Origin of the sequence: Weissella paramesenteroides (assembly GCF_051903945.1) — a bacterium.
Lineage (GTDB): Bacteria > Bacillota > Bacilli > Lactobacillales > Lactobacillaceae > Weissella > Weissella paramesenteroides_A.
The window spans coordinates 291,832-315,916 of record NZ_CP192268.1 but is presented as its reverse complement, the minus strand read 5'-3'; the positions used below and the strand labels follow the sequence as shown (position 1 = coordinate 315,916).

Here is a 24,085-nt window from a genome sequence, read left to right as displayed (position 1 = left end):
TTAATACAAGAGCCCGGAATTTAATAATACATGAAATTCCTGTATTTGTCAATTAATTAATCGATGCTTAATGTTCAATATCACCAGAACCGTAGTCATCATCTACGTCAGTCTTGATGCCACTAATTTCGTCACCAAGGCCACCAGAAACCTCATCATGATCGAAATCATCATCAGTACTTGTATCGTCGTCATCATCATCGTCATCGATATCATCAGCACTGTCATCATCATCATCGGTATCTGCAACATCAAAGTCATCATCTTCAGGATCATCGTCGTTATAGTCGATGACATCATCATCGTCATCAACATCAGCCAAGAATGCGTTGATCTTCTTACGCTTCTTCTTCTTAGGCTTGCCTTCAACTTCTTCTTCCAGATCCATGTGAACAGCTTCATCAATTGAGTCGATTGGGTACCACGAACGCAATCCCCACATTGTATCACCCAATGAAATGAATGAACCGTCAATATTCAAATCAGTATAAAATTGTGATAAGCGCGTACGAATTTCTTCATCCGACTTACCGGTGAATGCTTGCACTTCATTCAACAAGTCATTAAATCCCATGGTTTCATGACGGTCAGACAAAATTGCACGAGCAACTTCAATCATTGAAAGCTCATCCTTATTTTGGCCGTCAAATTGTGTTAATGCCAAATCACTGCACGTCCTTTCGCGGTCTTACTCAATGTCTAATATTACAATATTTCTGTCATTTCGGCAAATACTTTTCATTTTAATTTTCTAATTCTTGCACAAATTGATTCAAAACCCATTTTTCAACGGCTAATCCAACCCCATCTTCATTTTGTGAAGTTGTCATCACATCCGCTGTTGCCTTTACCTCAGGTACAGCATTAGCCATCGCCACGCCAATTCCTGACACTGCAATCATTGTTAAATCGTTATGTTGATCACCTAATGCCATTGTCTCGCTCATATCAATGCCTAGTTTATCAGCCAACAGCTGTAATCCATTTCCCTTAGTAGACTGCTTATGCATCACTTCTAAGAAATTTGGCGTTGATTTCACGATGTAATACTCATCTTTCAAATCTTGTGGCATGTGCTCAGCAATTTCATCGATTTTTTCAGCCGCGTCAATGAACATGAATTTAACGTAATGTTCATCTGTCGTCATATCTGACACCGGTTGAAATTTCAATGGCATCCTTACCATGTTATTTTCACCATTAGCAAATCGATTTACCATTGTATTTGCTGTAATAGCATATGAAAGTGACTCCACCTGAATGTAAGAATTATATTTTTCAGCAATTGCTTTAAACTTTTTATAGTCGGCTAAAGATAGTTCATGACCGCCTAATTGTTCACCAGCCGTTGTTTGCACAACACTACCATTATACGTGATAGCAAATTGGTCCGATTGATTTGCTAAATGTAACTGTGTTAAATAATCTTGGACACCTGATAGCGGACGACCTGTCGCTAAGACAACTTTAACGCCCTGATTTGTAGCTGCTTGCAACGCTTGTTTAACACGTGGCGTGATCTGCTTCTCAGAATTAACGAGTGTATCATCAATATCAATTGTAATTAACTTAATTCCCATTATTTAAAACTACTCCTATTTCGATTCAGCATCTAACGGATCCACTAACGTTTCATTATGGACATAACGTTGAAAATCACTATATATTGGCGCCATAATATCGTCGACTGCATGTTGCACTAACATTTCTCGTGGGAAAAAGAAACGTGCGTTACCAAAAATCCGTCCTGTCATTGCTTCAACCAAAGGACTTTGGGTCGATAGTTCTTTTAGAGAGCCGTCTAATTGCATCAGTTCAATCTGCGTTCGTGGTTTTTTATCTTTAGGATTATATGCATCGTATGGTAAATCAAAGCTATCATTTTCAGCTGTATAATATCTGGTATCAAATCCTGCCGAGTCAATCAATTGCTTTATTGTTGGCAATAATTTTTTTGTCTCATTCGTAATAACAATTGATTTTAATGGTTTTCGATCAATAAACCGTGTTGCTAAATCAGCCAAAATAGCATCCTCAGCATAACGCCAAGCACTGATATTCGCTAACATCAATGAATCGTCTAGCATCACGTATTGCTGTAACGTTAAATTGCCAGCAAATAATGGTTGTAAGGTTGGTGAAATAAATGCCGTACTGACACGTGAATCCTTTTGACCTTCATCGTAAACAACCTTTGCACGTTCTAACAAATGCTGTAATAACACTTCAAACGACCTTGATACAGGATGAAAATAAACTTGTACATACATTTGATAGCGCGAAACAACATAGTCTTCAATTGCGTAAGACCCTTTTTCATCAAAAGCAATGCCACCAGCATAAGGTCGCATGACATGAATAATTCTTGAAAGATCGAATTGTCCATACGTTGCACCCGAATAATAAGCATCACGTAATAGATAATCCATCCTATCTGCATCGATTTGACTAGAAATCAATTGAACAACTTGTGGATTAGGATAGGTTTTTGCAATCACACTGGCAACCTTTTCAGGAAAATCAGAAGATACCTTTACCAATACCTGATGTATTTCAGTACTAGGTGATAAAATGATTGCTTGTGTATAGGCCTCATGATCCGTATTAAAAATGTGTTCAAATGTGTGCGAGTATGGTCCATGACCAACATCATGTAATAACGCTGCACAGAGTAATACAAGCCGTTCGCTAACGTCCCATAACCCATCCCCTGGCTCACGCGAAGGATAAAATCGTTCCAAATGTTCAGCACATTGACGAGCTATTTCATAAACGCCAAGCGAGTGTGAAAAGCGTGAATGTTCTGCCCCATGAAAGACTGCACTCGCCACACCTAGTTGTTTTATTCGGCGCAGACGTTGAAATTCAGACGTCCCAATTAATTCAAGAATCACCTGATCTTTTACCCGAATCGTATTCAGGACAGGATCCCTAAAAACTTTTTCTGAACCTGTTTTAATAAATTGCGTCATGATTTCCTTTCTAATTCTGACGAATAATACATATTTTTACTACATTATACCCTATTGAACCCTGTATAATGGACTGAAACAATCATATTCTAAGGAGTTTTATATGCAACCTATAAGAAAAACATGGTCAACAACTATCTCTCTATCAACACAAATTAAACAAGATGACCAAACTGAAGCATTCAACTTTAAAGAGTTAGGTACATTGACACTAACACCCAACGCACTGTATCTTTGCTATACAGAACATCAATATGGTGTTGCCACACCGGTTACTTTTAAAATATCACAAATTGACGATATATTACTACATCGTCACAACGATTTCACCGATGTTCAGTTACATTTTTCACCAGATCAAGAATTCCAATCACATTACATCACCTCACAAGGAAACATTCCTATCACTGTAAGAACTAATCAATTAACTAATGAAATCACTACCGACCATCCTTATGGTAAGTTAGCCATTACATACACTTTATTAAACCGTCATGAATCAATCGGTAATTATCAACTCACACTAACTATTCCACAATAAAAAGCAAAAGTCGTTTACAAAAGAATTGACACTAAGTCAAATCATCTTTTGTAAACGACTTTTTAGATAAAAAAAAGACCATCGTGCAAGAGGGGGAACGCAGCGATGGTCCGCCGCCGGCTACTATCGCAACCAGCGAAGGGGGGATACATAGTTTGGGGAACTATGTAATTTTTCATATACTTTGGGGAGTAATGAATTCCACTAACAAAAGCGGATATATATAATATAAGCGATGATAATTTCAAAAAAGTTACTAAAACATTTCTTTTTGTTTACAAAAAAGAAGTTGGAACAAAAGAAAACGTTCCAACCTCTTCTTGCTAAAATTGTATTAATTATAAAACCTGTAATTTTTATAGCATAAACGCGTTCCAAAAGTCTGAAACCTCAATGTAACGCAATTTACACCATTCCTGTCCTTCGGCTTTGCTACGGCCAAAAATAGCACAAACCATGCGTCACACCGGCTTAAAAACGACTTTTATCTCGCTCTCTCGTAAGCTTATTGCGCACTACTTAATGAACTTGTCGACTTATTCAACTTTACTGTTACGGTTTTTTCTTTACCTCTGTGATAATAAGTTAACTGTACGGAATCGCCAACTTTATGCTTATATAGCGCATCCCGTAGGTCACCTGAATTCGACACACTTTTACCATCAATTTTGGTAATCACGTCATACTGAGTCAACCCAGCATTAGCAGCTGGCGAGTTATCCTCAGTGTCAACAACTACGACCCCTCCCGATACGCTGGATGGTAAGTGTAAGACATTACTTTGATCGCTCGTAGAAACATTGCTCAAGTCAACCATCGAAACCCCTAAGGCTGGACGCTCGATCTTACCATTCTTCTCAAGTTCGTTAATAATACTTACAACTGTATTTGAAGGAATTGCAAAACCCATACCTTCAACAGAAGTACCATCTTCAGAAGAGGCTAGTTTCATTGAGTTGATTCCCACTACCTGTCCAGCCAAATTAACTAATGGACCACCTGAATTTCCAGGATTTATCGCGGCATCAGTTTGTAGAACTGTCGCCTTTCCCAAAGAATTACCACTTTCATCAGTCGCATCAACTTGTCGTTTTGTAGCAGAAATGATTCCCTCCGTCACTGACGTTGCATAATCAGATCCTAACGGTGAACCAATTGCTAATACTGATTGACCGGCTTCTGTCTTAGAAGAGTCAGCAAAATCAGCAACTTCATTAACTTTATTTGACGACACTTTCAAAACGGCCAAATCGGTTTGTTCATCAGTCCCTACTAACTTTGCTGTTAGTTTCGTCCCGTCGCTCAACAAAACTTGAATAGCATTTGAATCGGCAACGACATGATTATTGGTCACAATATAGGCAGTATTATTATCTTTTTTATAAATTACACCTGATCCTTCTGACGCCGTTTGAAGATCTGATGAATCACTACTTGAAGAACTGTCTGTTGTACTACCATAAGTACCAGACTCTAAGGACTGTTGTTTTTGTAAATTAATTACCGAGACAACTGCTCCGGAGACTTTCTTAAAAGCTTTGGTTGCACTGGAAGTCCCCTTAACATTATTACTATTTACTTTAACCGCTGTTGTTTTACTGGTCGTCACAGATGACTGATCATCCTGTGAAAAATATGTCACACCACCAGCAGCAACACCCCCACCGATTAGTCCAGCGACAACACTAATTACCACAATTTTTGATTCAGATGATAATTTCATATTTATGCCCCGTATCTTATGTTTTCGTGTTCTTATCTTTTATTTGTCTATGTAAAAATAATTTTAAAATAATCCCCTTTAAAGCGCCTTAACAGCGAATCATTGTCCTTAAATTTGAATCAATTGCGTGGCGACAGAAGGATCCGTATCTAATAGTCCAAAATCATGATCAACACCAAAATCGTGTTCTTCCAATACAGATTGAACAGTTAAATGAGCAAGTGGTTTTTGATTATTTTCTTGACTTAAATGTCCTAGATAGACATGCTTTGTACGATTTCCAAGAATTTGTGTCAAAGCCAATGCGCCATCTTCATTAGATAAATGACCTTGATCGCCTAGAATACGTTGCTTCAATGGCCAAGAATAGCTGCCCATTCGCAACATTTCATAATCATGATTGGCTTCCATCAAAATAGCATCTGAATTTTTAATTGTACCAATAATACGATCATTGACATAACCAGTATCTGTTAACATAGCAAATGTTTTATTATCATGGTGGAAGGCATAGAATTGCGGATCAGCTGCATCGTGAGACACACTAAAGCTCTCAATATCCAAATCTCCCATCAGTTTCGTTTGCCCTGGTTCAAACAATTGCACCTGTTCCGGATTGATCTTCCCAATTTTATTTTCCATCGCAGCCCATGTTTTTTGGTTAGCATAAACATTCATCCCATATTTACGCGCTAAAACACCAACCCCTGCAATGTGATCACTATGTTCATGGGTCACAAACAAAGCATCCACATCCGTCAGTGACCGTCCTATCTGTGCCATTAAACCAGCTATTTTTTTACCAGATAAGCCTGCGTCCACTAGTACATTATGGTGTGGCGTTTCAATAAACGTCACATTGCCTTTACTACCAGATGCTAACATTGATACTTTAAAATCGTTCGCCATTCCTAACTCCTCACCAACTGAAACTTGTGTTGTGGTCCAGATTTACTGTCAAATATATTCAGAAACCCGCAATCTCTAAATGCTACGAGATTACGGGCAACCACGAAAAGGAAGAGACACACCCAGCATTATTTCAATGCCTTTGATGTTTCATACACTATTCATTATGATGCCACCACAAGTAATATTCTACCACGTGATGACATATTTATTTCATTATCGAACCATTTATCGCATTAACGGTAATCAAAGTTGTGTCTTTATTAGTAGATACTAAGAACTGCCATACGGGGATAAAGATGATATCTTTTTTAACCGTTGTTAGTGGCGCATAACCTATTTTTGATAATTTAACTGTACTATTATTGGGTAATTCATTATATTGATAAAGATTAATCAACGCTTGTTTTTCAGAAATCAATTGCATATCATCACGCAAAAATTGCGTTTGATTGACGTATTGTTGTTCATACTTTTGTAGCCGATGATTACTATCAACTTCAAAGACTATTTGTGCAAGATCAGTAACAAATTCATGATTATCTGCCGGGATTTTTTCCACGAAAACATAGAGTTTCGATGTCGTATGTTTGTTTTCTTTAGCTCGTGCGATTTGGGTCATCTTTTTACTATATTGATATTCATTCCCCATAATCACTTGATCATCTTTTGCAACAAATTTGTCCAAATTCATCACATCACTTGCTGAATCCACACCTAACTGCACAGGCTTCTGGGGGACAACAACTAATTGATCATCCGAAAACGAGGTTTGCCAGCCGGGCTTAAGTTCATTTTGTTTATCAACCAGAACTTGTTTGCCATTTTTACCAGCTAAATATGAACCTGAATGACGATCTTGTACTAAAGAACCATACGAAATGCCATCATCACTCATTTCATCTAATATTTGTTGATCTGTTGTGCGGTTATCACTAAATGGATATGCCCGCACCCATTGAACACCCAAAAAGATATCCAGCGCAATAAACACCGCTAAGAAGGCCGCCAAGACTTTTCTAAAATCCATTTAATGACCTCCTTGCTCACTTTTAACCTGATCTGTCACCGATCGCCAGACATGATTCTGTTCAAAATACCATCCCGGATCCAAGGTAACAATTTGATTGTCCGGATCCAATTGCCAGCGGTAGCCAATTGACATTTGTTCGATATCATTTCGCGATACACCGACACTTTCTAAATCAGCCATCGCACTAGCCATTGGCTCAATATTAATTTGATTCTTTTGATCTGTTGGCAATGGTACCCGCAATGAATATTGTGACATTCCAATTCTTGCATGTTTATTAGGTAATTGCTTTATTTGTACAGAACCATATGATGTTTGTCCAAAAATAGGCAATCCATTAACAAACAAACGATACGTCAATGTTTGACCCTGGTCACGTTCTTCAAAATAGTATAAATTATCTGAATTTTGGTGTAAATTAACTAGCCAACGATAACCCTCGTGTTGTCGTTGATTAAATGTATTTGCCTTGCGATTAACATTATACGCATCATAATTAATAGAACCTGTCGTGACATTATGTGCCATCCGACGATTATCACCGTTAGAATATGTTAAAATTTCCTGACCATTGTTCACATCACGTTTACCACTATCTGAAAAGAGTTTTGTTAGTCGCGATACCGTGCTGTCAACATCTAGTAAATAACTATAACTTTGTAATTTAACTGGCGTTGTTGTTGCTGCCATGACATGTTCACCAACCCACTGATAGTCCACGCTTGCCGTTTTTTTGCTAGGCTTCAAATGTTGGACCGTTTGCGGCGCATTCGATACCTGGTAGGCATACCTTTTATGATGATGATCATCATAAAAGAAAAGTTTATTACTATCATCCTGCGATATTTGCACATGATTAATTGTCGCATTACCAGCTATCTTAATACGTTTACCAAAAATAGACTGTATGACATTACCAGAAACAGCATCGGGAAAGCTCATCACAATTGTATTTTTTTGAGACAGTGAATTTAGGTAAGTTGTCTTTTTTAAAACATCACTTGTTTTATAAGCAATATCCCATTCTTTCACACGATCAACAATTTTTGAATATAACGTGCGATAGTCAATGACGCTAAGTTCTTTATCTGATTGATTAAATACTAATTGGGAAATACTATAAACACTTGTTAAATTCTCCCCACTAACATTTTCTTGGGTTGTGTCATTAATTACTTTCTGTTGTTTCATCGATTGACCAGGACTGCGCCATAATTGTACTGATAAAAAAATACTAATTAATATCGCAATAATGAGTGCAATAATTACACCATAACGTTGTCTAAAATATCTTATATTAACACGCCATTGCTTATTCTTCTTCATCCCACGCACCATCATCCCAATCATCGTCTAACTCATTATATGGCTCATACGGTAATGCAATCGAGAATGTTGATCCTTCACCTTCAGTCGATTCTACCCATACACGACCATTAAAACGCTCAATAATTTCTTTCGAGATAGCCAAACCAAGACCTGTACCACCTTGTGCTCTAGAACGAGCTTTATCGACACGGAAGAAACGATCAAAAATTTGTTTCATATTTGACTTTGGAATACCTAATCCTTGATCAGTAATACTCAAAACCACTTCACTATCGCGATCTTCTAATCGCGCCGTAATAACGCCACCATCAGGAGAATATTTAATGGCATTGTTCATAATATTGTCAATTACCTGCGTAAATTTCGATGTATCAATTTCGACCCAGATTTGTAATTGCGGAATCATACGCTTAATCGTGTAATATTTTTCTGGTTTATCGTCATTGGCAATAATCATATCAAAACGATCTAGAATATAATTAAACAATGCCGCAATGTTAATGTACTCTTTCTCCAGCTTCATGGTACCTGAATCCATACGTGACAGTTCTAACAAATCATTAATCATATGAATCATACGTGTGGTCTCATCTTGAGCAACTTGTAAGAAGTTATGTGCAACTTCTGGATCTTCTACTGCACCATCTTGCAAAGCATCCACATATGATTTAACAGAAGTTAGCGGTGTACGCAACTCATGTGACACATTAGAAACGAATTGCCGACGTTCACGTTCAGTTCGCTGCTGTTCAGTAACGTCATGCAAAACGATAACCAATCCTGAAATAAATCCTGATGCGCGTTCAATTAGGCTAAAATATGCCCGAATCATTAATGGATGTTCATCTGTACTAAAATCTAATAATAACTCATGTCGATTATCTAAAAGATCACGCAAACTATATTGATCTGCAATACGTAAAATATCCAAAATCGAACGACCATTGGCTTCCTGATTTTCAGATAACCCTGTCATCCGTAAAGCTGCAATATTTATAATGTTAATATTACCGCGTCGGTCTGTTGCAATAACACCATCACTCATATGCTCCAAAACAGAGTCTAAACGACGACGTTCAAAGTCCATTGAATTAGTTGTTTCTTCAATACGTGCTGCCAACACGTTAACATCTTGTGCGAGCTTACCAATTTCATCATTTGTCCGAACGACGATACCGCCAGAATAATCACCCTGCGCAATTTTAGTTGTTCTTGCACTAATCTCAGCAATTGGTCGCGTAATACTACGTGAGATAAAAATCGCCATAATAATACCCAGAACAACCGCAAAAACTAATGATGCAAAATAGATGTATGATATCTTTGTTAAATTATTATAAACTGACTCTAAACTAGCTCGAACAACAACCACACCAACAACATTACTTTCTCCATCCACCGTATTAACCAGTGGTTTAACTACTAATTGATAACGCGTACTGTTAACCGTAACAATTGGATTTTTTCTATATTTATTACCATTAATAGCTGCCTTGATATTTGAGTCGGTTGTCTTTTGCCCAATTTTATCTTGATTATTAACATCATTCGTTCCACGTAAAACTCCTGCTGTATCAAAAACTTGAATTTCTGAAATAGCAGCATTGTTCGTTGACGTTAAAATTGTATGAACATCTTGATTCACCTTTGAATGACTACTACTAGCCAATTGTTGCGTCAAGGAATCGTCAACATATGCAGGCAAAGCAATCTGATCACGAAAAGATGATAAACTTTGTTGCTCTAATTGACGCACAAAAAAAGCACCAACTAATTCCAAAGTAACAATTAATGTTAGCGTAAATACTAATGCAATTTTAAAGTGAATAGATGAAAAAAAGCGGCGCCCTTTGCGACTACTTTGCATGAATACTGCCTTTCTTAATTACGAAAAAGGCTAGCGCCATGCCATTTGGCAAGGCACTAGCCTTTCAATTTAATGATTTATTCTTCTGAAGCTTTTAAATAATATCCGACACCGCGACGGGTCATCAAAATTTGTGGATGACTTGGTGTCTCTTCAATTTTTTCACGAATGCGTCGTACAGTGACATCAACTGTGCGTACATCCCCGAAATAATCATAACCCCATACCGTTTGTAATAAATCATCACGTGTCATAACTTGTCCAATATGCTTTGACAAGTGGTGTAATAACTCAAACTCACGATGAGTCAATTCGATATCTTGTCCATTTTTAGAAACCATGTAGGCATCAGGATGGATAGTCAGTGCGCCAATTTTAATGTCACCACTATCATCAACCTGACCTGATTGTCCAGAAACCGGTGATTGACGACGCAAATTAGCCTTTATTCGCGCCAATAGTTCACGGTTTGAAAATGGTTTCGTGACATAATCATCCGCACCCATTTCTAAACCAAGCACTTTGTCAATTTCCGAATCTTTTGCAGTAACCATGATAACTGGTGTTTGAGATTTTGTCCGAATTTGACGCAATACTTCAGTTCCCTCAACCTCAGGTAACATTTGATCTAGAAGAACCAAGTCTGGTTCCTCACTCTCAAACAAATCCAAGGCTTCACGACCATCCATCGCCACAGCGACATCATAACCTTCTTTAGTTAAATTAAATTTTATAATATCTGAAATAGGCTTTTCGTCATCTACGACCAATATTTTACTCATCACTATGTTCCTCCCAAGGGTGGGTCTCTGATTGATATTATATCATGCAAGCAGCTTTTACCAAAATAAAACTTTATCAAAAATTTAAAAAACAAGATTACGCGACCGTATATAGGTACATTTTACTTCATAATAAAAAATTTATACACGGTTTATTAATTCATTCGATATGATTTTTTTATTTAATGCTTGCAATCTTTTTTTACTGGTGGTATATTATTATTCGTTGTTGCGAAACAATTTCATCAATTTGGACAAGTAGCTCAGTTGGTAGAGCAACGGACTCTTAATCCGTGGGTCCAGGGTTCGAGCCCCTGCTTGTCCACTATATTAAAAGAAAGACGTCAGAATTAAGAAAATTCTGACGTCTTTTTTTCATTATGTCATCGATTAGATATGATGATAATTCGGAGCATCCTTAATCAATTCAATATCATGTGGATGACTTTCAGTTAAACCTGCCGAAGTGATTTGAACAAATTGCGCTTGCTGACGCAGTGTTTCTACATCACCTGAACCAGTGTACCCCATACCCGATCGCAAGCCCCCACTGATTTGAAAAATGTTATCTGCAATAACATCCGTAATCATTGTTTCATCAATCATTGTTGCAACCGCACCGGCAGCCAGTGCTTTAACCACATCCCCACTGTATTGAATACCTGAACCGAGAATAACATTTTTGTTAAATTCAGCAGCTTGTTCAGCAAAAGCCATAACAGTTGTCACGATAGCATCCATTGGATCACCATCAGCAGCACCAACGATAATTGTATCAGCACCTGCCACAAGTGCTTGTTTGGCAATTTCCAAATCATCTATCGGTCCGAACCAGACTGGTAATGCATTAAAGCTAGATTTAATTTCACTAATGTTTTTTACCAAAAAGTCTTGATTATCAGTTGGTAGGACTTGCACAACATCAGCACCTGCTTGTACCAATTTAGCTACAGTATCCGTAGCTTCTACCGATACCCCAACTAGATACTGATTATCTAATTGCTTAATTTTGGTTACGTTTTCAGATGTTGATAATTGTACTGGCAAAATGGCCAATGTACCTTCTTTTGCAAAATCAATTGCATTTGCCATAGTTGTAAATCCCGTTGCGCCAATTACCGGAATTGATAGTGTAATATTTTCAGCAACCTGTGTACTAATATCAATTTCATTTGGTAATACATTGGAAGCACTTGGTACCAACAACACCTCATCAAGTCCTAGTCCATTTTGGCTAAACATTATACTAATTCCTCCTTGTTTTGCATGATGCGTACGCTTTGTGGTACTTTTGCATAATCCTGTGTCGCTGTCGCTACTATCAAGTTTCCATTCTCAGCAGCCTGTAGAATTGAGGTAAAGCCACCATTATTTAAGTTTTCAGCGACGTCATTTAATGCAGGTCGCAAAACATCAAGCAATGTTCCCTTATATGGTGTTTTACCTTCAATACCTTCTGGCACCATTTTATTTGCTTCATTGACTTCGCCCTGGAAATAACGATCTTTTGATCCATTTTGCATCGCTGCAATTGAGCCCATGCCTCTGTAAGCTTTAAATCGCAATCCAGTAGTTTCATCAGTCAACACATCACCAGGTGTTTCAAATGTGCCAGCAAGGACTGACCCTAACATAATTGCATGACCACCAGCTAGAATAGCTTTTGACATATCTGCTGAAGTTTTAATACCACCGTCAGCAATAATTGCTTTATTGTATTCCTTTGCTGCTTCCGCCGCTGCAGCAATTGCTGAAATTTGAGGTACACCAACACCAGCAACCACACGAGTTGTACAAATTGATCCAGGACCAATCCCAACCTTAGCAACATCTGCTCCCGCATCATACAGGGCACTAGCACCTTCTTTTGTCGCGATATTTCCAGCGATAATATTGATTTTAGGAAAGGCATCACGAACTTCACGAATCTTACGTAAAACGCCTTCAGAATGTCCATGAGCCGAATCAAGGACAATTGCATCCGCACCAGCTGCGACTAATGCTCGCACACGTTCAAGTGTATTTGATGTAACACCTACTGCACCAGCAACAATTAAACGGCCGTCATCGTCAACTGATGCATTTGGATCGAGCGTCAAATCTACCGTCGTAGATTTAACGAAACGGATTTCTGCTGCTTGATCTGCAATCAACATGTTTTTGTGAATTACACCAAGACCACCAAATTTTGCCAAAGCAATTGCCATCGGAGATTCTGTGACCGTATCCATTGCGGCAGATAAAATAGGTTGATTTAATTTCAACGTCGGCGTAAGTATAGTTTGCATAGATATTTTATCTTGTTGGTTACCCACAGTATTTTTCGGTAACGAGACATCTTCAAAAGTTAACCCCATCGGTACAAATTTGTTTGCAACACTATAATTAGCCATATTTCCTCCATTTTTTTGTATAAAAAAAGCATTTGCAAGATTGCATAGAATCCAACAAATGCTAGTTAACCAGACAGTTTCACTAATCAATTGTGGATTGTCGCCTATTATCGGGTAGGCGGTAGAGACTTGTTAGCCCATTTATCTAACGATTAAATCTACAAGGTAGTTCATATTTATTTATCAATTGATTCTACTCGACTTCTAAAAAATTGCAAGTACTTATTTTTAAATTTTTTAAACCAAAAAAACTTGCAATCATTCCTTCTATATGATATATTTATATCCGTTGTTGTGAGACAATATTATTAATTTGGACAAGTAGCTCAGTTGGTAGAGCAACGGACTCTTAATCCGTGGGTCCAGGGTTCGAGCCCCTGCTTGTCCACTATTTCGAAAGCTGATTTTGAATCGGCTTTTTTATTTTCAAAAAAACTTGCACACATACTTATTGTATGATATATTATTATTTGTTGTTGCGAGACAATTTATTACTTTGGACAAGTAGCTCAGTTGGTAGAGCAACGGACTCTTAATCCGTGGGTCCAGGGTTCGAGCCCCTGCTTGTCCACTATTTTGAAAGAGAATGACTTCGGTCGTTCTCTTTTTTTGTATTTTTAATAACAAAAATTAAAACGCATCTGGCATATATACCAAAAGAATCACCAATCCATCGACTTGAAGTCGGTAGATTGATGACCTTGAGCTTTTTCCAAAAGTTTGGGACAAAAGAAAACGTTCCAACCTCTTCTTGCTAAAATGATATTAATTAGTCGATATCACGGAATCCAATATCTGTTCGATAGTAAAAATCATTCAAATTCATATTCTTTAGGGCAGTATTGACACTACTTTGTGCCTCTTTCAAACTCGGTGCACGCGCAATAAGTGTAAAAATACGCCCACCCGAACTATATAATCGTTGTTCCTCCGCACTAACCCCAGCATAAAAAACATTCTGTGGTAATATCGGTAAAACAATGTGTTGTTTAGGCGCGTCCGGGTATCCCGGAGCAGCAACAACTGTTCCTAAGTAATAATCTTGTGTCTGCCAAACCATCTGTGGATTTTTGCCAGCAATCAAGTCTGTTATCGCTGTATAAAAATCACTCTCTAATTGTGGTAACAAAACTTGTGTTTCCGGATCACCCAAACGGACATTAAATTCTATTACTTTGATCCCCTCACTAGTCAACATACAACCAATATACAATGTCCCCGCATACATCAAATTTTCACGCAATAACCCATTTATCGTAGGTTTGACAATTGTTTGTTCAACACGTGCAATAATATCATCTGTAATATGTGGCACTGGCGAATAAGCACCCATACCACCTGTATTTGGTCCCGTTTCTCCTGCGTATATTTTTTTATGGTCTTGTGAAATTGGCAAAATAACAGGGTTTGGCCCGCCAACAAACAACATCAATGAGAATTCTTCGCCTTCTAGGTATTCTTCTACAAGAATTTGGCCAGATTTTTTTAAACCTTCACGCAAAGCAAATGCTAATTCATCAGCTTCTTTAACAATGCGAACTCCCTTGCCACCTGCCAAACCATTCTCTTTAATCACTACTGGCAGTAATAATTTTTGGGCATAGTTCAATGCCTGCTCAAAATCCTTAAACGAAGAAAAGGCTGCTGTTGGCACGTGATTGCGACTCATAAATTCTTTAGCAAACTGTTTATCACTTTCCAATCTAGCTGCTGCCTGATTAGGCCCAAAAACACGAATCCCCTTAGCCGTTAAGAAGTCTACAATACCACTAGCCAGTGGCGCCTCTGGACCAACAAACACCAAGTCTATCGGTTGTTGCTCAGCAAAAAGAGCTACTTTTTCAAAATCATTTTCGGCAATTGCAACTGTTTGAATACCACTTGCTTGCATGCCAGGATTTCCTGGTGCACAAAAAACCTGCTCAACCTGCTTACTCTTAAGAAAGGTTGTGGCAATTGCATGTTCACGTGCGCCAGAACCAATGATCAAAACGTTGACCATCACACTGCCCCTTTCTAATGTCTAAAGTGACGTACACCGGTAGTCACCATTGCAATACCATACTTATCGGCCATCGCAATAGAATCTTTATCACGAATACTACCACCTGGTTGAACGATTGCTTTAATATTATGCTGTGCAGCATACTCAACGCAGTCGTCCATTGGGAAGAAGGCATCTGAGGCCAAAATAGCATGTTCATAACCTTCTTTAGGCATCGCTTTTTGGATTGCAATCTTTGTTGCATCAATGCGATTAGGTTGTCCCATACCAACGCCTAGTGTTTTTGTAGCTGTTGTGACAACAATAGCATTACTTTTTACAAACTTCACGACATGTTGACCAAATTGCAATGCTTGCAATTGTGCAGCCGTTGGTTGCGTCTTAGTTACCACTTTAAAATCTGACACTGTTTCAACTTGACGGTCAGTTTCTTGGACAAGCAACCCACCACTAACTGCAATCGTTTCGAAACGTTCTGCCTCATCACGATGGCTTAAGTCGGCCTGCAATAAACGAATATTCTTTTTCTTACCAAGAATCTCCAAAGCTTCAGCACTAAATGATGGTGCAATGACAATTTCCAAGAAAATTTCATGCATTTTCTGGGCAGTTGCCGCATCAATCTCACGATTAACTGCGACGATACCGCCAAAAATCGACATCGGATCTGATTCGTACGCCTCGTCCCAAGCTTGTTCAATATTATCAGCAATACCAACACCACACGGATTCATATGCTTCATTGCAACCACACATGGTTCTGCAAATTCACTAACCATGTTTAAGGCTGCATTAGCATCCTTCAAGTTATTGAAAGATAACTCCTTACCATGTAATTGTTTCGTGATAATTGATAACTTTGCTGGAATAGGATTACGGTAAAACGCCGCTGCTTGATGGCTATTTTCACCATAACGCAGGCTTTGTTGTTTCTCGTATGTTAATGTTAACTTCTCAGGAAATTCTTCGGTTGTCAGGTAATTTGCAATCAACGCATCATATGCCGCCGTATGTTGAAATACTTTTGCTGCCAATTCCTTTCTGAAAGTTAAATCTTCTTGACCAGCTTCTAAAAATGATATCACCCGTTCATAATCGGCAGTATCAACCACTGACAAAACATCGGCAAAGTTTTTTGCGGCCGCACGTAACATTGATGGACCGCCAATATCAATTTGCTCAATTGCTTCTGCTTCAGTTGTTTCAGGTTTTTTAATCGTTTCCTTGAAAGGATACAAATTAACAACAACTAAATCAATAGGTGAAATACCCGCTTCTTCGAGTTGTGACATGTGTGCCAAATTATGACGTTTTGCTAGTAATCCACCATGAATTTTCGGATGCAAAGTTTTGACGCGACCGTCTAGCATTTCAGGAAAACCAGTAATATCTTCAACACCAATAACAGCTAGTCCGCCATCTTCAAGGACTTTTTTTGTTCCCCCAGTTGAAATAATTTCAAAATCTAGGGCAATTAACTGGCGTGCGAATTCCAATAAACCTGTTTTATCCGAAACGCTCAACAATGCTCTTTTAGTCATTTTTAGAATTCTCCTTTTTCTAATAGCTCTTTAACAACTGATGGATAAAATTTATGTTCAACCTGATGAATCCTTTGTTCAAGATCAGTAAGCTGATCTGTTTTATAAATTGGTACCTGACGCTGGGCAATAATCTGACCCGAATCGACACCTGCATCAACCCAATGAATTGTTACGCCAGTTGTTGACACGCCTGCTTCATAAGCATCCTCAATGCCATGACGACCAGGAAAACTTGGCAATAATGCTGGGTGAATATTGACCATTTTACCGGCATACCCTGCTAATAAGGTTGGACCGATAATGCGCATATATCCTGCTAACAAAATAAAATCAATTTGTTCAGCAGCTAATTTTGCTGCAATAACCGCTTCTGCTGATGCTTTATCTGGATAGTCACGAAAATTGACTACCAAGGTAGGAACACTCTCATTTTTAGCACGTTGCAATACTGGCACATTTTGGTGATCACAGACTAGTAGCGCAACTTGAACTGGCATTTTTTCACGCTTAAATGCCTGACATAAGGCTGTAAAGTTAGACCCCTCGCCTGAAGCAAAAATCGCTATTTTTTTGATTATTGACATCACTGCAATTCGCCTTTCAATTTGACTTCCTGTTGTCCCGAAACAACTCGACCAATTTGATAAACCCTTTCACCTGACTGTTGTAATAACGTCATCACCTTTTCTACATTGTCTGGATCAACTGCTAGAACCATGCCAATTCCTAAATTAAAAGTCTGCGTCATATCAGTAAATGTCAGCTGGCCCAATTCTTGTAATGAATGCATAATTCCCGGCATTGGCCAAGTCGCTACATTTATTTCAGCACGCTGGTCTTTATTCAAAATACGACCAACATTTTCAATTAGACCACCACCAGTAATGTGGGCAATGGTATGTACTAGCTTTTGTTCTATCAAAGGGTAGACTGCATCAACATAGATTCGGGTAGGTTTTAACAATTCAGTTTGCAAATCGTGTTTGTAACCTGGCAATGTCTCATGTAATGAAAAGTCATTTTGTTTAAATAAAATATCACGTACCAAGCTAAATCCATTTGAATGCAAACCATTTGATGCTAAACCAATGAGTACATCACCATTTTGCGTATTCTCAGCTGTTAATAACTGTTTTTTGTCGGCAATACCAACCGCAAATCCTGCTAAATCATAATGTTGCGTAGCATACATATCGGGCATTTCAGCCGTTTCACCGCCTAATAGCAGTGCACCAGCTTGTTTCACCCCTTCGACCACGCCAGTTATAATATCTTTGGCTTGTCCTTGATCTAAATGACCAGTTCCCAAATAGTCGAGAAAAAACAATGGCTTGGCTCCCTGTGATAACACATCATTAACACACATAGCCACCAAATCGATGCCCACTTGCGTATTCTTATTCGCTTGAATTGCAATTAGCAATTTGGTGCCAACACCATCAGTTCCTGCAACTAAAACCGGCTCTTGATATGATCCAACGTCTAACGAAAATAGTCCGCCAAACGAACCCAATGATTCATTGTGTGCTAATTTTTTTATTTGATCGACCAATTGATATCCTGCATTAATATCAACGCCCGCCTTTTTATAGGCATCCATTCTATGATCCTTTCCTGTTAACTGATGTTAAAATGTCGTTACATGTTGAGGTTCATCTTGCCGACGTAATTTTTCCTGCTCTTGGTCGTATTGTTCTTGATAATCATAAAGTGGTGTTGGATATTTACCATCAAAATAAGCAACACACAGACTACCATTCGGTGCACCAGTATTTAACCCAACAGCTTTTATTAAACTTGGTACACTTAAAAATCCTAATGAATCTGCGCCAAATGTTTGCCGCATTTCTGCCAAAGTTTGATTTGCCGCAATCAATTCACTGGCGTGTTGAATATCTATCCCATAAAAACAAGGATACTTTAGTGCTGGTGAGGCTATCCGCAAGTGAACTTCTGCTGCTCCAGCATCTTTTAATAACTTCACGATGCGCCGGCTAGTTGTGCCACGTACGATAGAATCATCAACCAAAACAACTCGTTTCCCAGCTACGACACCTTTGACAGCTGATAGTTTCATATTCACACCCTGCTCACGTAATTTTTGCGTAGGTTGAATAAATGTGCGGGCAGAATACTGATTTTTTATCAAGCCCATCTCATAAGGCAACCCTGATTCCTGGGCATAACCCATAGCCGCCGATAAAGAAGAATTGGGCACACCGGTTACCAAGTCGGCTTCAACTGGTTGTTCCTTGGCTAATAGTGCCCCCATACGTTTACGAGCAGAATGCACATTTACACCATAAATATCTGAATCCGGGCGGGCAAAATAAATAAATTCCATTGAACAAATTGCTAATTGCGTGTCTGTCGTATAAGCAGAAATTGATAACCCTGACTCATCAATTCGCAATAATTGACCGGGTTGAACATCACAGAAAAAAATCGCACCGACAGCATCTAAGGCGCAGGTTTCGCTACAAACCACAAAGCCACCATTCGGCAATTTACCAACAACAAGTGGTCGAAAACCATTTGGATCAAGGGCGGCATAAAGACGATCCTTCGTCAATAATAAATAAGCAAAACCACCTTTAATCGTCCGCAAGGCATCCTTAACTTGTTCATCTAACGTTGTTGCTTTACTTAATCGGATAAGATGCATTAAATTCTCTGAATCTGAACTTGAATGATATATCGCACCTCTATCTTCTAAGTTTTTCCGAATTGTCTCTGCATTTGTCAAATTACCATTGTGAGCAAGTGCAAACTGTGTGTCACTAAAATTGAAAGGTAATGGTTGGATATTTTCTAGTAAATTACTACCTGCCGTTGAATAACGGACATGTCCTATCGCTGCTTGTCCTTGAAGTTGTTCAAGATCTGCTGCATTGAATACATCGTTAAGCAAACCTAAACCACGTTTCGTTCTAAGTTGTCCATCATCATTAATCGTGATGCCCGCGCCTTCTTGACCACGGTGTTGCAATGCAAATAAACCAGTATAGGTTAAAAATGCTGCGTCTGGCGTACCCCAGACACCAAAGACACCACATTCTTCATTCAAATGACTTAATTCAGACTGCATGGCAAAGCTCCTTTCCAAATATCCAATGCTTGAGCAACTGAAAGATCAAAGGCACCATCTTGCGCCGTGACTTGCAAACGAGCATCGTCAGTCACTCGACCCAAATACGTTGCATGTGCACCAACCAATTGTTTGAAAGCCACTTGATTTTCAGGACTCACAGAAACAACAAAACGTGATTGTGTTTCAGCAAAAAATTGACGAACTGACAATTTACTAGTCAAATCAACACCTAACTGGTTACCAAATGTCGCTTCTGCAATCGCAACAATCAAGCCACCTTCTGAAACATCATGTGCACTTTGCAACAGGTTATTTTGAATTGCCTGCGTTACGAGATTTTGTATTTTAACTTCATAATCCAAGTCAAAATCAAACAATTGACCTGAAATTTCATCGGTCTGCAATTTCTGAATCTCAGAACCATTAAAATCCTGATGTGTTTGACCAATGACATAAACAAAATCACCAGCTTGTTTGAAATCCTGAGTGGTAATGTGTTCGAGCCTTTGAATCAAACCAACCATCCCCACCATTGGGGTTGGATAAATTGGCACATCATCAAACTCATTGTTCAAAGAAACATTCCCAGAGATAACTGGGGTAGCAAACTTTTCACACGCCTCACTCATTCCCTGTACCGCTTGGTCTAATTCATAAAATTGTTCTGGCTTTTCTGGGTTACCAAAATTCAAACAATCCGTTATACCTAGTGGTACAGCTCCGGAAGCCACAATATTTCTTGCCGCTTCGGCCACAGCCATTTGACCACCAATTCGTGGATTTAGATATAGATAGCGGCCGTTAACATCTGTTGTCATAGCTAGCGCTTTATCATGATGACGAATTCTAACAACCGCTGCATCAGAACCAGGCTTTACTAGCGTGTTCGTTTGAACTTGTGAATCATAAGTCTCATAAACACTTTCCTTTGAAGCAATTGTTAACTGGGCTAACATTTGCTTTAAAACTTCAGTGGCTGAAGAAATTTCTGGCACAAACTGTTGCTTACTAGCTTGCTCAATTCTTGCTGGTACCTTACTTTCACGATGATAGACCGGTGCTTGTGATGCAAGTGCATCAACTGGTACATCAGCAACAATTTGGCCATGATGCACTAGTTGGTAACTATCATTATCAGTAACATGACCAATCACAACTGCTTCCACACCATATTCGTCAAATACCGCTAATACTTCATCTTCACGGCCACTTTTGACGCATAACAACATTCGTTCTTGTGATTCTGATAGCATCATTTCAAAAGGTGTCATATTAGTCTCACGTTGGGGCACTAAATCCAAATCTAAAATCATACCGTTGCCACCAGCTTTTGAACCCATTTCTGCCGAAGAAGATACTAAACCGGCAGCACCCATGTCTTGCATACCAACCAAAGCATCTGCATGATGCTCACTGATTTCTAAGCATGCTTCCATAACTAATTTTTCAGTAAAGGGATCCCCAACTTGAACAGCAGACCGTTGACTTTCATGTTCGGAATCAAATTGTGACGATGCAAATGATGCACCATTGATCCCATCACGACCGGTTTTAGCACCAACATAAATAATACTGTTACCGACACCCGCCGCTGCACCAACTTGAATGTTTTCCAAATCCATTAGGCCAACACACATTACATTGACCAGCGGATTATGGTCATAAGCATCATCAAACGCCATATCGCCACCTACAGTAGGAACACCAATACAATTACCATATGCACTGATACCAGCGACCACTTGTGAAATTAAATAACGATCTGCTGCAGTACGCGGCGTCCCGAAACGCAAACTATCTAAGCTTGCAATTGGGCGAGCACCCATTGAAAAAATATCACGTAAAATACCACCAACCCCAGTTGTTGCTCCTTGAAATGGTTCAACTGCCGATGGATGATTATGGCTTTCAGCTTTAAAAACTACCCCTTGACCATCACCGATATCAATAATACCGGCACCTTCACCTGGTCCTTTTACAACACGAGGCCCAGCGGTAAAGAATTTTTTTAAAACTGGTTTTGAATTTTTGTATGAACAGTGTTCACTCCACATACCTGAAAATAATCCGACTTCAGTATAATTTGGCAAACGCCCTAGAATTTCATTTTTAATTAATTGATATTCATCATCCGATAGTCCCAATGAACGATAAAGTTTTTGTTCTTCAATATCTGTGGGTGAAATTTCTGCTGTTTGAACACCAACACTACTCATAGCTAACTACCTCATGTTTCTTAACAAAGTTAATTATCGATGCAAATAATTGGACACCATCATCTGATCCCAATATTTTTTCAACCGCTCGTTCTGGGTGTGGCATCATACCCAAAACATTGCCTTCACTATTAGTAACACCAGCAATGTCACTCAAACTACCATTGGGGTTATTTTGATACCTAAAAACAATTTGATTATTCTCTTCTAGCGTTTTAAGCGTCTCAGCATCACAATAATAATTACCATCACCATGAGCAATTGGTAACGTAATGACTGCACCCGTTTCGTATAACGATGAAAAGGGTGTTTGATTATTTGCAACAACTAGCTGCTGGTCTCGACACACAAATTTAGCAACTGTATTTTTTTGCAAGGTACCTGGTAAAAGGCCTGCTTCTGTAAGAATTTGAAAACCATTACAGATACCAATAACTGGTTTCCCACTTTTCGCAAATTCTTGTAACGCTGGCACAATTGGTGCAAAACGTGCAATTGCACCACTACGTAAATAATCGCCATAAGAAAAACCACCCGGCACAATCACTGCATCAAAATCAATCAACGAATCCGCTTCATAAGAAACCAGTTCTGCTTCTTCATGAAGCACATCCGAAACCGCATAATAAGCATCTAACTCGCAATTAGATCCAGGAAATGCTAAAACCGCAAACCTCATTGTATTGCCTCCGAGTCGCTAATTTCATAGCGATAGTTCTCCATGTTAAAATTTGCTAACATCCGATCACAAATTTCATTAACTTCATGATCAATCTCGTCATGACTCAATTGATCAGCAAACGTTAGTTCAAAGGTCTTTCCGACTTTTAAATCAATAATATCGTCATAACCAAGGCGACCTAACGCTTGTTTAATTGCCTCAGCCTCTGGATTCAAAATTGATTCTTTATAGTTCACAAAAACTTTAACAACTGTCATTTTAGATTTCCTCCGAGTGCTGTAAGCGTTGCAAAATTTCTTCATAGACCGGCACCATTTCGCCTAATCCTTTACGGAAAATGTCCTTATCTAGTGACTCTTTTGTTTTCATATCAACTAAACGACAATTATCAGGTGACAACTCATCTGCTAAAATGACATCCCCGGCTGTTGTTAACCCAAACTCAAGTTTAAAATCAACAAGTTGTACATTCATTTTGGTAAAAATTTGAATCAAATGTTGATTAACTTGTCGTGCAAGTTTACGAATCGCTGCAATTTGATCGCTTGTCGCAACACCCAGTGCCAAAGCATCATCATCGTTCAAAAAAGGATCATCTAATGCATCGTTTTTATAGAAAAATTCAATGACTGGTTGTTCAAATTTTTGCAAATAATCTACTTGATATCGTTTTACAAAACTACCAGACGCATAATTACGAACAACGGTTTCCAAAGGGATAATCTGAACACGCTGTACTAATTGATCAGTAGGACCCAATTGCTTTATAAAGTGATTTTCTATGCCTTGGTGCCGTAAATCCGTAAATAATTGCGATGAAATAGCACAATTTGTCTTACCCTTATCCTTCATCTGTACTTTACGTTTCCCATTTAAAGCAGTTACTTGATCCATGTAATGTACCCATAAAATTTCCGGATCATTCGTTGTGTACATTTCTTTTGCTTTTCCTTGGTATAACAATTCTTGTTTTTCTATATCTGCCAGTTCAGTCATCG

21 protein-coding genes, 3 tRNA genes and 1 riboswitch are annotated in these 24,085 nt (G+C 38.6%); of the genes, 4 read left to right on the top strand and 20 right to left on the bottom strand.

The window, feature by feature from the left end:
• Window positions 1-67 precede the first annotated feature (67 nt).
• The 3 genes from rpoE to ACQ4QH_RS01480 all read right to left on the bottom strand — a co-directional run bounded on the left by rpoE (window position 68) and on the right by ACQ4QH_RS01480 (window position 2,972).
• Window positions 68-664 carry a DNA-directed RNA polymerase subunit delta gene (gene rpoE, locus ACQ4QH_RS01490; RefSeq protein ID WP_439819027.1) on the bottom strand — a complete coding sequence of 199 codons (597 nt, stop codon included), beginning with the start codon at window positions 662-664 and terminating at the stop codon, window positions 68-70.
• A gap of 79 nt (window positions 665-743) precedes the next feature.
• A complete protein-coding gene (yidA, locus tag ACQ4QH_RS01485) occupies window positions 744-1,580 on the bottom strand; it encodes a sugar-phosphatase (RefSeq protein WP_439819026.1) in 837 nt (278 codons plus the stop codon).
• Between the two features lie 15 nt (window positions 1,581-1,595).
• The gene (locus ACQ4QH_RS01480; RefSeq protein ID WP_439819025.1) at window positions 1,596-2,972 is read right to left on the bottom strand and encodes an HD domain-containing protein; all 1,377 of its coding nucleotides are present in this window, start codon (window positions 2,970-2,972) and stop codon (window positions 1,596-1,598) included.
• Between the two features lie 103 nt (window positions 2,973-3,075).
• Between ACQ4QH_RS01480 and ACQ4QH_RS01475 the strand changes: the two genes are divergently transcribed.
• Window positions 3,076-3,513 (top strand): DUF1934 domain-containing protein, encoded by a 438-nt coding sequence (locus ACQ4QH_RS01475; RefSeq protein ID WP_439819024.1) that lies wholly within the window; start codon window positions 3,076-3,078, stop codon window positions 3,511-3,513.
• A 505-nt stretch (window positions 3,514-4,018) separates the two neighbouring features.
• Here the strand turns inward: ACQ4QH_RS01475 and ACQ4QH_RS01470 are convergent.
• From ACQ4QH_RS01470 to yycF, 6 genes are all read right to left on the bottom strand, one after another.
• Window positions 4,019-5,236 carry a S1C family serine protease gene (locus ACQ4QH_RS01470; protein WP_439819023.1) on the bottom strand — a complete coding sequence of 406 codons (1,218 nt, stop codon included), beginning with the start codon at window positions 5,234-5,236 and terminating at the stop codon, window positions 4,019-4,021.
• Between the two features lie 108 nt (window positions 5,237-5,344).
• Window positions 5,345-6,145 (bottom strand): MBL fold metallo-hydrolase, encoded by an 801-nt coding sequence (locus ACQ4QH_RS01465; RefSeq protein WP_439819022.1) that lies wholly within the window; start codon window positions 6,143-6,145, stop codon window positions 5,345-5,347.
• A 208-nt stretch (window positions 6,146-6,353) separates the two neighbouring features.
• Entirely contained in the window at window positions 6,354-7,175 is an 822-nt protein-coding gene (gene yycI, locus ACQ4QH_RS01460; RefSeq protein WP_439819021.1) for a two-component system regulatory protein YycI, read from the bottom strand.
• Entirely contained in the window at window positions 7,176-8,528 is a 1,353-nt protein-coding gene (yycH, locus tag ACQ4QH_RS01455; RefSeq protein ID WP_439819020.1) for a two-component system activity regulator YycH, read from the bottom strand.
• Window positions 8,491-10,374, bottom strand: coding sequence for a cell wall metabolism sensor histidine kinase WalK (gene walK / locus ACQ4QH_RS01450; protein ID WP_439819019.1), 1,884 nt, complete (start codon window positions 10,372-10,374; stop codon window positions 8,491-8,493). The genes yycH and walK overlap by 38 nt, the downstream gene beginning before the upstream one ends.
• Before the next feature lie 77 nt (window positions 10,375-10,451).
• Window positions 10,452-11,156, bottom strand: a complete 705-nt coding sequence (gene yycF / locus ACQ4QH_RS01445) for a response regulator YycF (RefSeq protein ID WP_002828720.1) — start codon at window positions 11,154-11,156, stop codon at window positions 10,452-10,454.
• A 252-nt stretch (window positions 11,157-11,408) separates the two neighbouring features.
• Here yycF and ACQ4QH_RS01440 point away from each other — a divergent pair.
• Window positions 11,409-11,481: transfer RNA gene (locus tag ACQ4QH_RS01440), tRNA-Lys, on the top strand.
• A 65-nt stretch (window positions 11,482-11,546) separates the two neighbouring features.
• Here the strand turns inward: ACQ4QH_RS01440 and ACQ4QH_RS01435 are convergent.
• Window positions 11,547-12,398, bottom strand: a complete 852-nt coding sequence (locus ACQ4QH_RS01435) for an IMP dehydrogenase (protein WP_439819018.1) — start codon at window positions 12,396-12,398, stop codon at window positions 11,547-11,549.
• The gene (gene guaB / locus ACQ4QH_RS01430; RefSeq protein ID WP_439819017.1) at window positions 12,398-13,549 is read right to left on the bottom strand and encodes an IMP dehydrogenase; all 1,152 of its coding nucleotides are present in this window, start codon (window positions 13,547-13,549) and stop codon (window positions 12,398-12,400) included. The genes ACQ4QH_RS01435 and guaB overlap by 1 nt, the downstream gene beginning before the upstream one ends.
• 77 nt (window positions 13,550-13,626) lie before the next feature.
• Window positions 13,627-13,729, bottom strand: a riboswitch (purine riboswitch).
• A gap of 135 nt (window positions 13,730-13,864) precedes the next feature.
• Here guaB and ACQ4QH_RS01425 point away from each other — a divergent pair.
• Both ACQ4QH_RS01425 and ACQ4QH_RS01420 read left to right on the top strand, forming a co-directional pair.
• Window positions 13,865-13,937 (top strand) — tRNA-Lys (locus tag ACQ4QH_RS01425).
• 110 nt (window positions 13,938-14,047) lie between these two features.
• A tRNA-Lys gene (locus tag ACQ4QH_RS01420) sits at window positions 14,048-14,120 on the top strand.
• 198 nt (window positions 14,121-14,318) lie between these two features.
• On the opposite strand, the gene purD is transcribed toward ACQ4QH_RS01420, so the two are convergent.
• From purD to purC, 9 genes are read right to left on the bottom strand one after another with little or no spacing between them, the layout of a single operon-like run.
• Window positions 14,319-15,551 carry a phosphoribosylamine--glycine ligase gene (gene purD / locus ACQ4QH_RS01415; RefSeq protein WP_439819016.1) on the bottom strand — a complete coding sequence of 411 codons (1,233 nt, stop codon included), beginning with the start codon at window positions 15,549-15,551 and terminating at the stop codon, window positions 14,319-14,321.
• Between the two features lie 14 nt (window positions 15,552-15,565).
• A complete protein-coding gene (gene purH / locus ACQ4QH_RS01410; protein ID WP_439819015.1) occupies window positions 15,566-17,095 on the bottom strand; it encodes a bifunctional phosphoribosylaminoimidazolecarboxamide formyltransferase/IMP cyclohydrolase in 1,530 nt (509 codons plus the stop codon).
• Window positions 17,096-17,097: 2 nt separating this feature from the next.
• Window positions 17,098-17,682, bottom strand: coding sequence for a phosphoribosylglycinamide formyltransferase (gene purN, locus ACQ4QH_RS01405; protein WP_436586131.1), 585 nt, complete (start codon window positions 17,680-17,682; stop codon window positions 17,098-17,100).
• Complete coding sequence (gene purM, locus ACQ4QH_RS01400) at window positions 17,682-18,698, bottom strand: phosphoribosylformylglycinamidine cyclo-ligase (protein WP_439819014.1); 1,017 nt, start codon at window positions 18,696-18,698, stop codon at window positions 17,682-17,684. Before purM ends, purN begins: the two co-directional genes overlap by 1 nt.
• 27 nt (window positions 18,699-18,725) lie before the next feature.
• The gene (purF, locus tag ACQ4QH_RS01395) at window positions 18,726-20,186 is read right to left on the bottom strand and encodes an amidophosphoribosyltransferase (RefSeq protein ID WP_439819013.1); all 1,461 of its coding nucleotides are present in this window, start codon (window positions 20,184-20,186) and stop codon (window positions 18,726-18,728) included.
• Complete coding sequence (gene purL / locus ACQ4QH_RS01390) at window positions 20,171-22,405, bottom strand: phosphoribosylformylglycinamidine synthase subunit PurL (protein ID WP_439819012.1); 2,235 nt, start codon at window positions 22,403-22,405, stop codon at window positions 20,171-20,173. Before purL ends, purF begins: the two co-directional genes overlap by 16 nt.
• Window positions 22,398-23,084, bottom strand: a complete 687-nt coding sequence (gene purQ, locus ACQ4QH_RS01385; RefSeq protein ID WP_439819011.1) for a phosphoribosylformylglycinamidine synthase subunit PurQ — start codon at window positions 23,082-23,084, stop codon at window positions 22,398-22,400. Before purQ ends, purL begins: the two co-directional genes overlap by 8 nt.
• Window positions 23,081-23,344 (bottom strand): phosphoribosylformylglycinamidine synthase subunit PurS, encoded by a 264-nt coding sequence (purS, locus tag ACQ4QH_RS01380; protein ID WP_439819010.1) that lies wholly within the window; start codon window positions 23,342-23,344, stop codon window positions 23,081-23,083. Before purS ends, purQ begins: the two co-directional genes overlap by 4 nt.
• A 1-nt stretch (window position 23,345) precedes the next feature.
• Complete coding sequence (gene purC, locus ACQ4QH_RS01375) at window positions 23,346-24,083, bottom strand: phosphoribosylaminoimidazolesuccinocarboxamide synthase (protein WP_439819009.1); 738 nt, start codon at window positions 24,081-24,083, stop codon at window positions 23,346-23,348.
• Window positions 24,084-24,085: the final 2 nt, after the last annotated feature.

What these genes read in the sequence shown, in the direction of transcription:
- ACQ4QH_RS01435 (WP_439819018.1), bottom strand. Translation starts at nt 12,398, where the DNA reads ATGTTTAGCCAAAATGGACTAGGACTTGATGAGGTGTTGTTGGTACCA.
- purH (WP_439819015.1), bottom strand. Translation starts at nt 17,095, where the DNA reads ATGACTAAAAGAGCATTGTTGAGCGTTTCGGATAAAACAGGTTTATTG.
- walK (WP_439819019.1), bottom strand. Translation starts at nt 10,374, where the DNA reads ATGCAAAGTAGTCGCAAAGGGCGCCGCTTTTTTTCATCTATTCACTTT.
- guaB (WP_439819017.1), bottom strand. Translation starts at nt 13,549, where the DNA reads ATGGCTAATTATAGTGTTGCAAACAAATTTGTACCGATGGGGTTAACT.
- yidA (WP_439819026.1), bottom strand. Translation starts at nt 1,580, where the DNA reads ATGGGAATTAAGTTAATTACAATTGATATTGATGATACACTCGTTAAT.
- purM (WP_439819014.1), bottom strand. Translation starts at nt 18,698, where the DNA reads ATGGATGCCTATAAAAAGGCGGGCGTTGATATTAATGCAGGATATCAA.
- purN (WP_436586131.1), bottom strand. Translation starts at nt 17,682, where the DNA reads ATGTCAATAATCAAAAAAATAGCGATTTTTGCTTCAGGCGAGGGGTCT.
- yycH (WP_439819020.1), bottom strand. Translation starts at nt 8,528, where the DNA reads ATGATTGGGATGATGGTGCGTGGGATGAAGAAGAATAAGCAATGGCGT.
- purF (WP_439819013.1), bottom strand. Translation starts at nt 20,186, where the DNA reads ATGCAGTCTGAATTAAGTCATTTGAATGAAGAATGTGGTGTCTTTGGT.
- ACQ4QH_RS01480 (WP_439819025.1), bottom strand. Translation starts at nt 2,972, where the DNA reads ATGACGCAATTTATTAAAACAGGTTCAGAAAAAGTTTTTAGGGATCCT.
- purQ (WP_439819011.1), bottom strand. Translation starts at nt 23,084, where the DNA reads ATGAGGTTTGCGGTTTTAGCATTTCCTGGATCTAATTGCGAGTTAGAT.
- yycI (WP_439819021.1), bottom strand. Translation starts at nt 7,175, where the DNA reads ATGGATTTTAGAAAAGTCTTGGCGGCCTTCTTAGCGGTGTTTATTGCG.
- purC (WP_439819009.1), bottom strand. Translation starts at nt 24,083, where the DNA reads ATGACTGAACTGGCAGATATAGAAAAACAAGAATTGTTATACCAAGGA.
- purD (WP_439819016.1), bottom strand. Translation starts at nt 15,551, where the DNA reads ATGGTCAACGTTTTGATCATTGGTTCTGGCGCACGTGAACATGCAATT.
- purL (WP_439819012.1), bottom strand. Translation starts at nt 22,405, where the DNA reads ATGAGTAGTGTTGGTGTTCAAACAGCAGAAATTTCACCCACAGATATT.
- ACQ4QH_RS01470 (WP_439819023.1), bottom strand. Translation starts at nt 5,236, where the DNA reads ATGAAATTATCATCTGAATCAAAAATTGTGGTAATTAGTGTTGTCGCT.
- yycF (WP_002828720.1), bottom strand. Translation starts at nt 11,156, where the DNA reads ATGAGTAAAATATTGGTCGTAGATGACGAAAAGCCTATTTCAGATATT.
- ACQ4QH_RS01465 (WP_439819022.1), bottom strand. Translation starts at nt 6,145, where the DNA reads ATGGCGAACGATTTTAAAGTATCAATGTTAGCATCTGGTAGTAAAGGC.
- purS (WP_439819010.1), bottom strand. Translation starts at nt 23,344, where the DNA reads ATGACAGTTGTTAAAGTTTTTGTGAACTATAAAGAATCAATTTTGAAT.
- ACQ4QH_RS01475 (WP_439819024.1), top strand. Translation starts at nt 3,076, where the DNA reads ATGCAACCTATAAGAAAAACATGGTCAACAACTATCTCTCTATCAACA.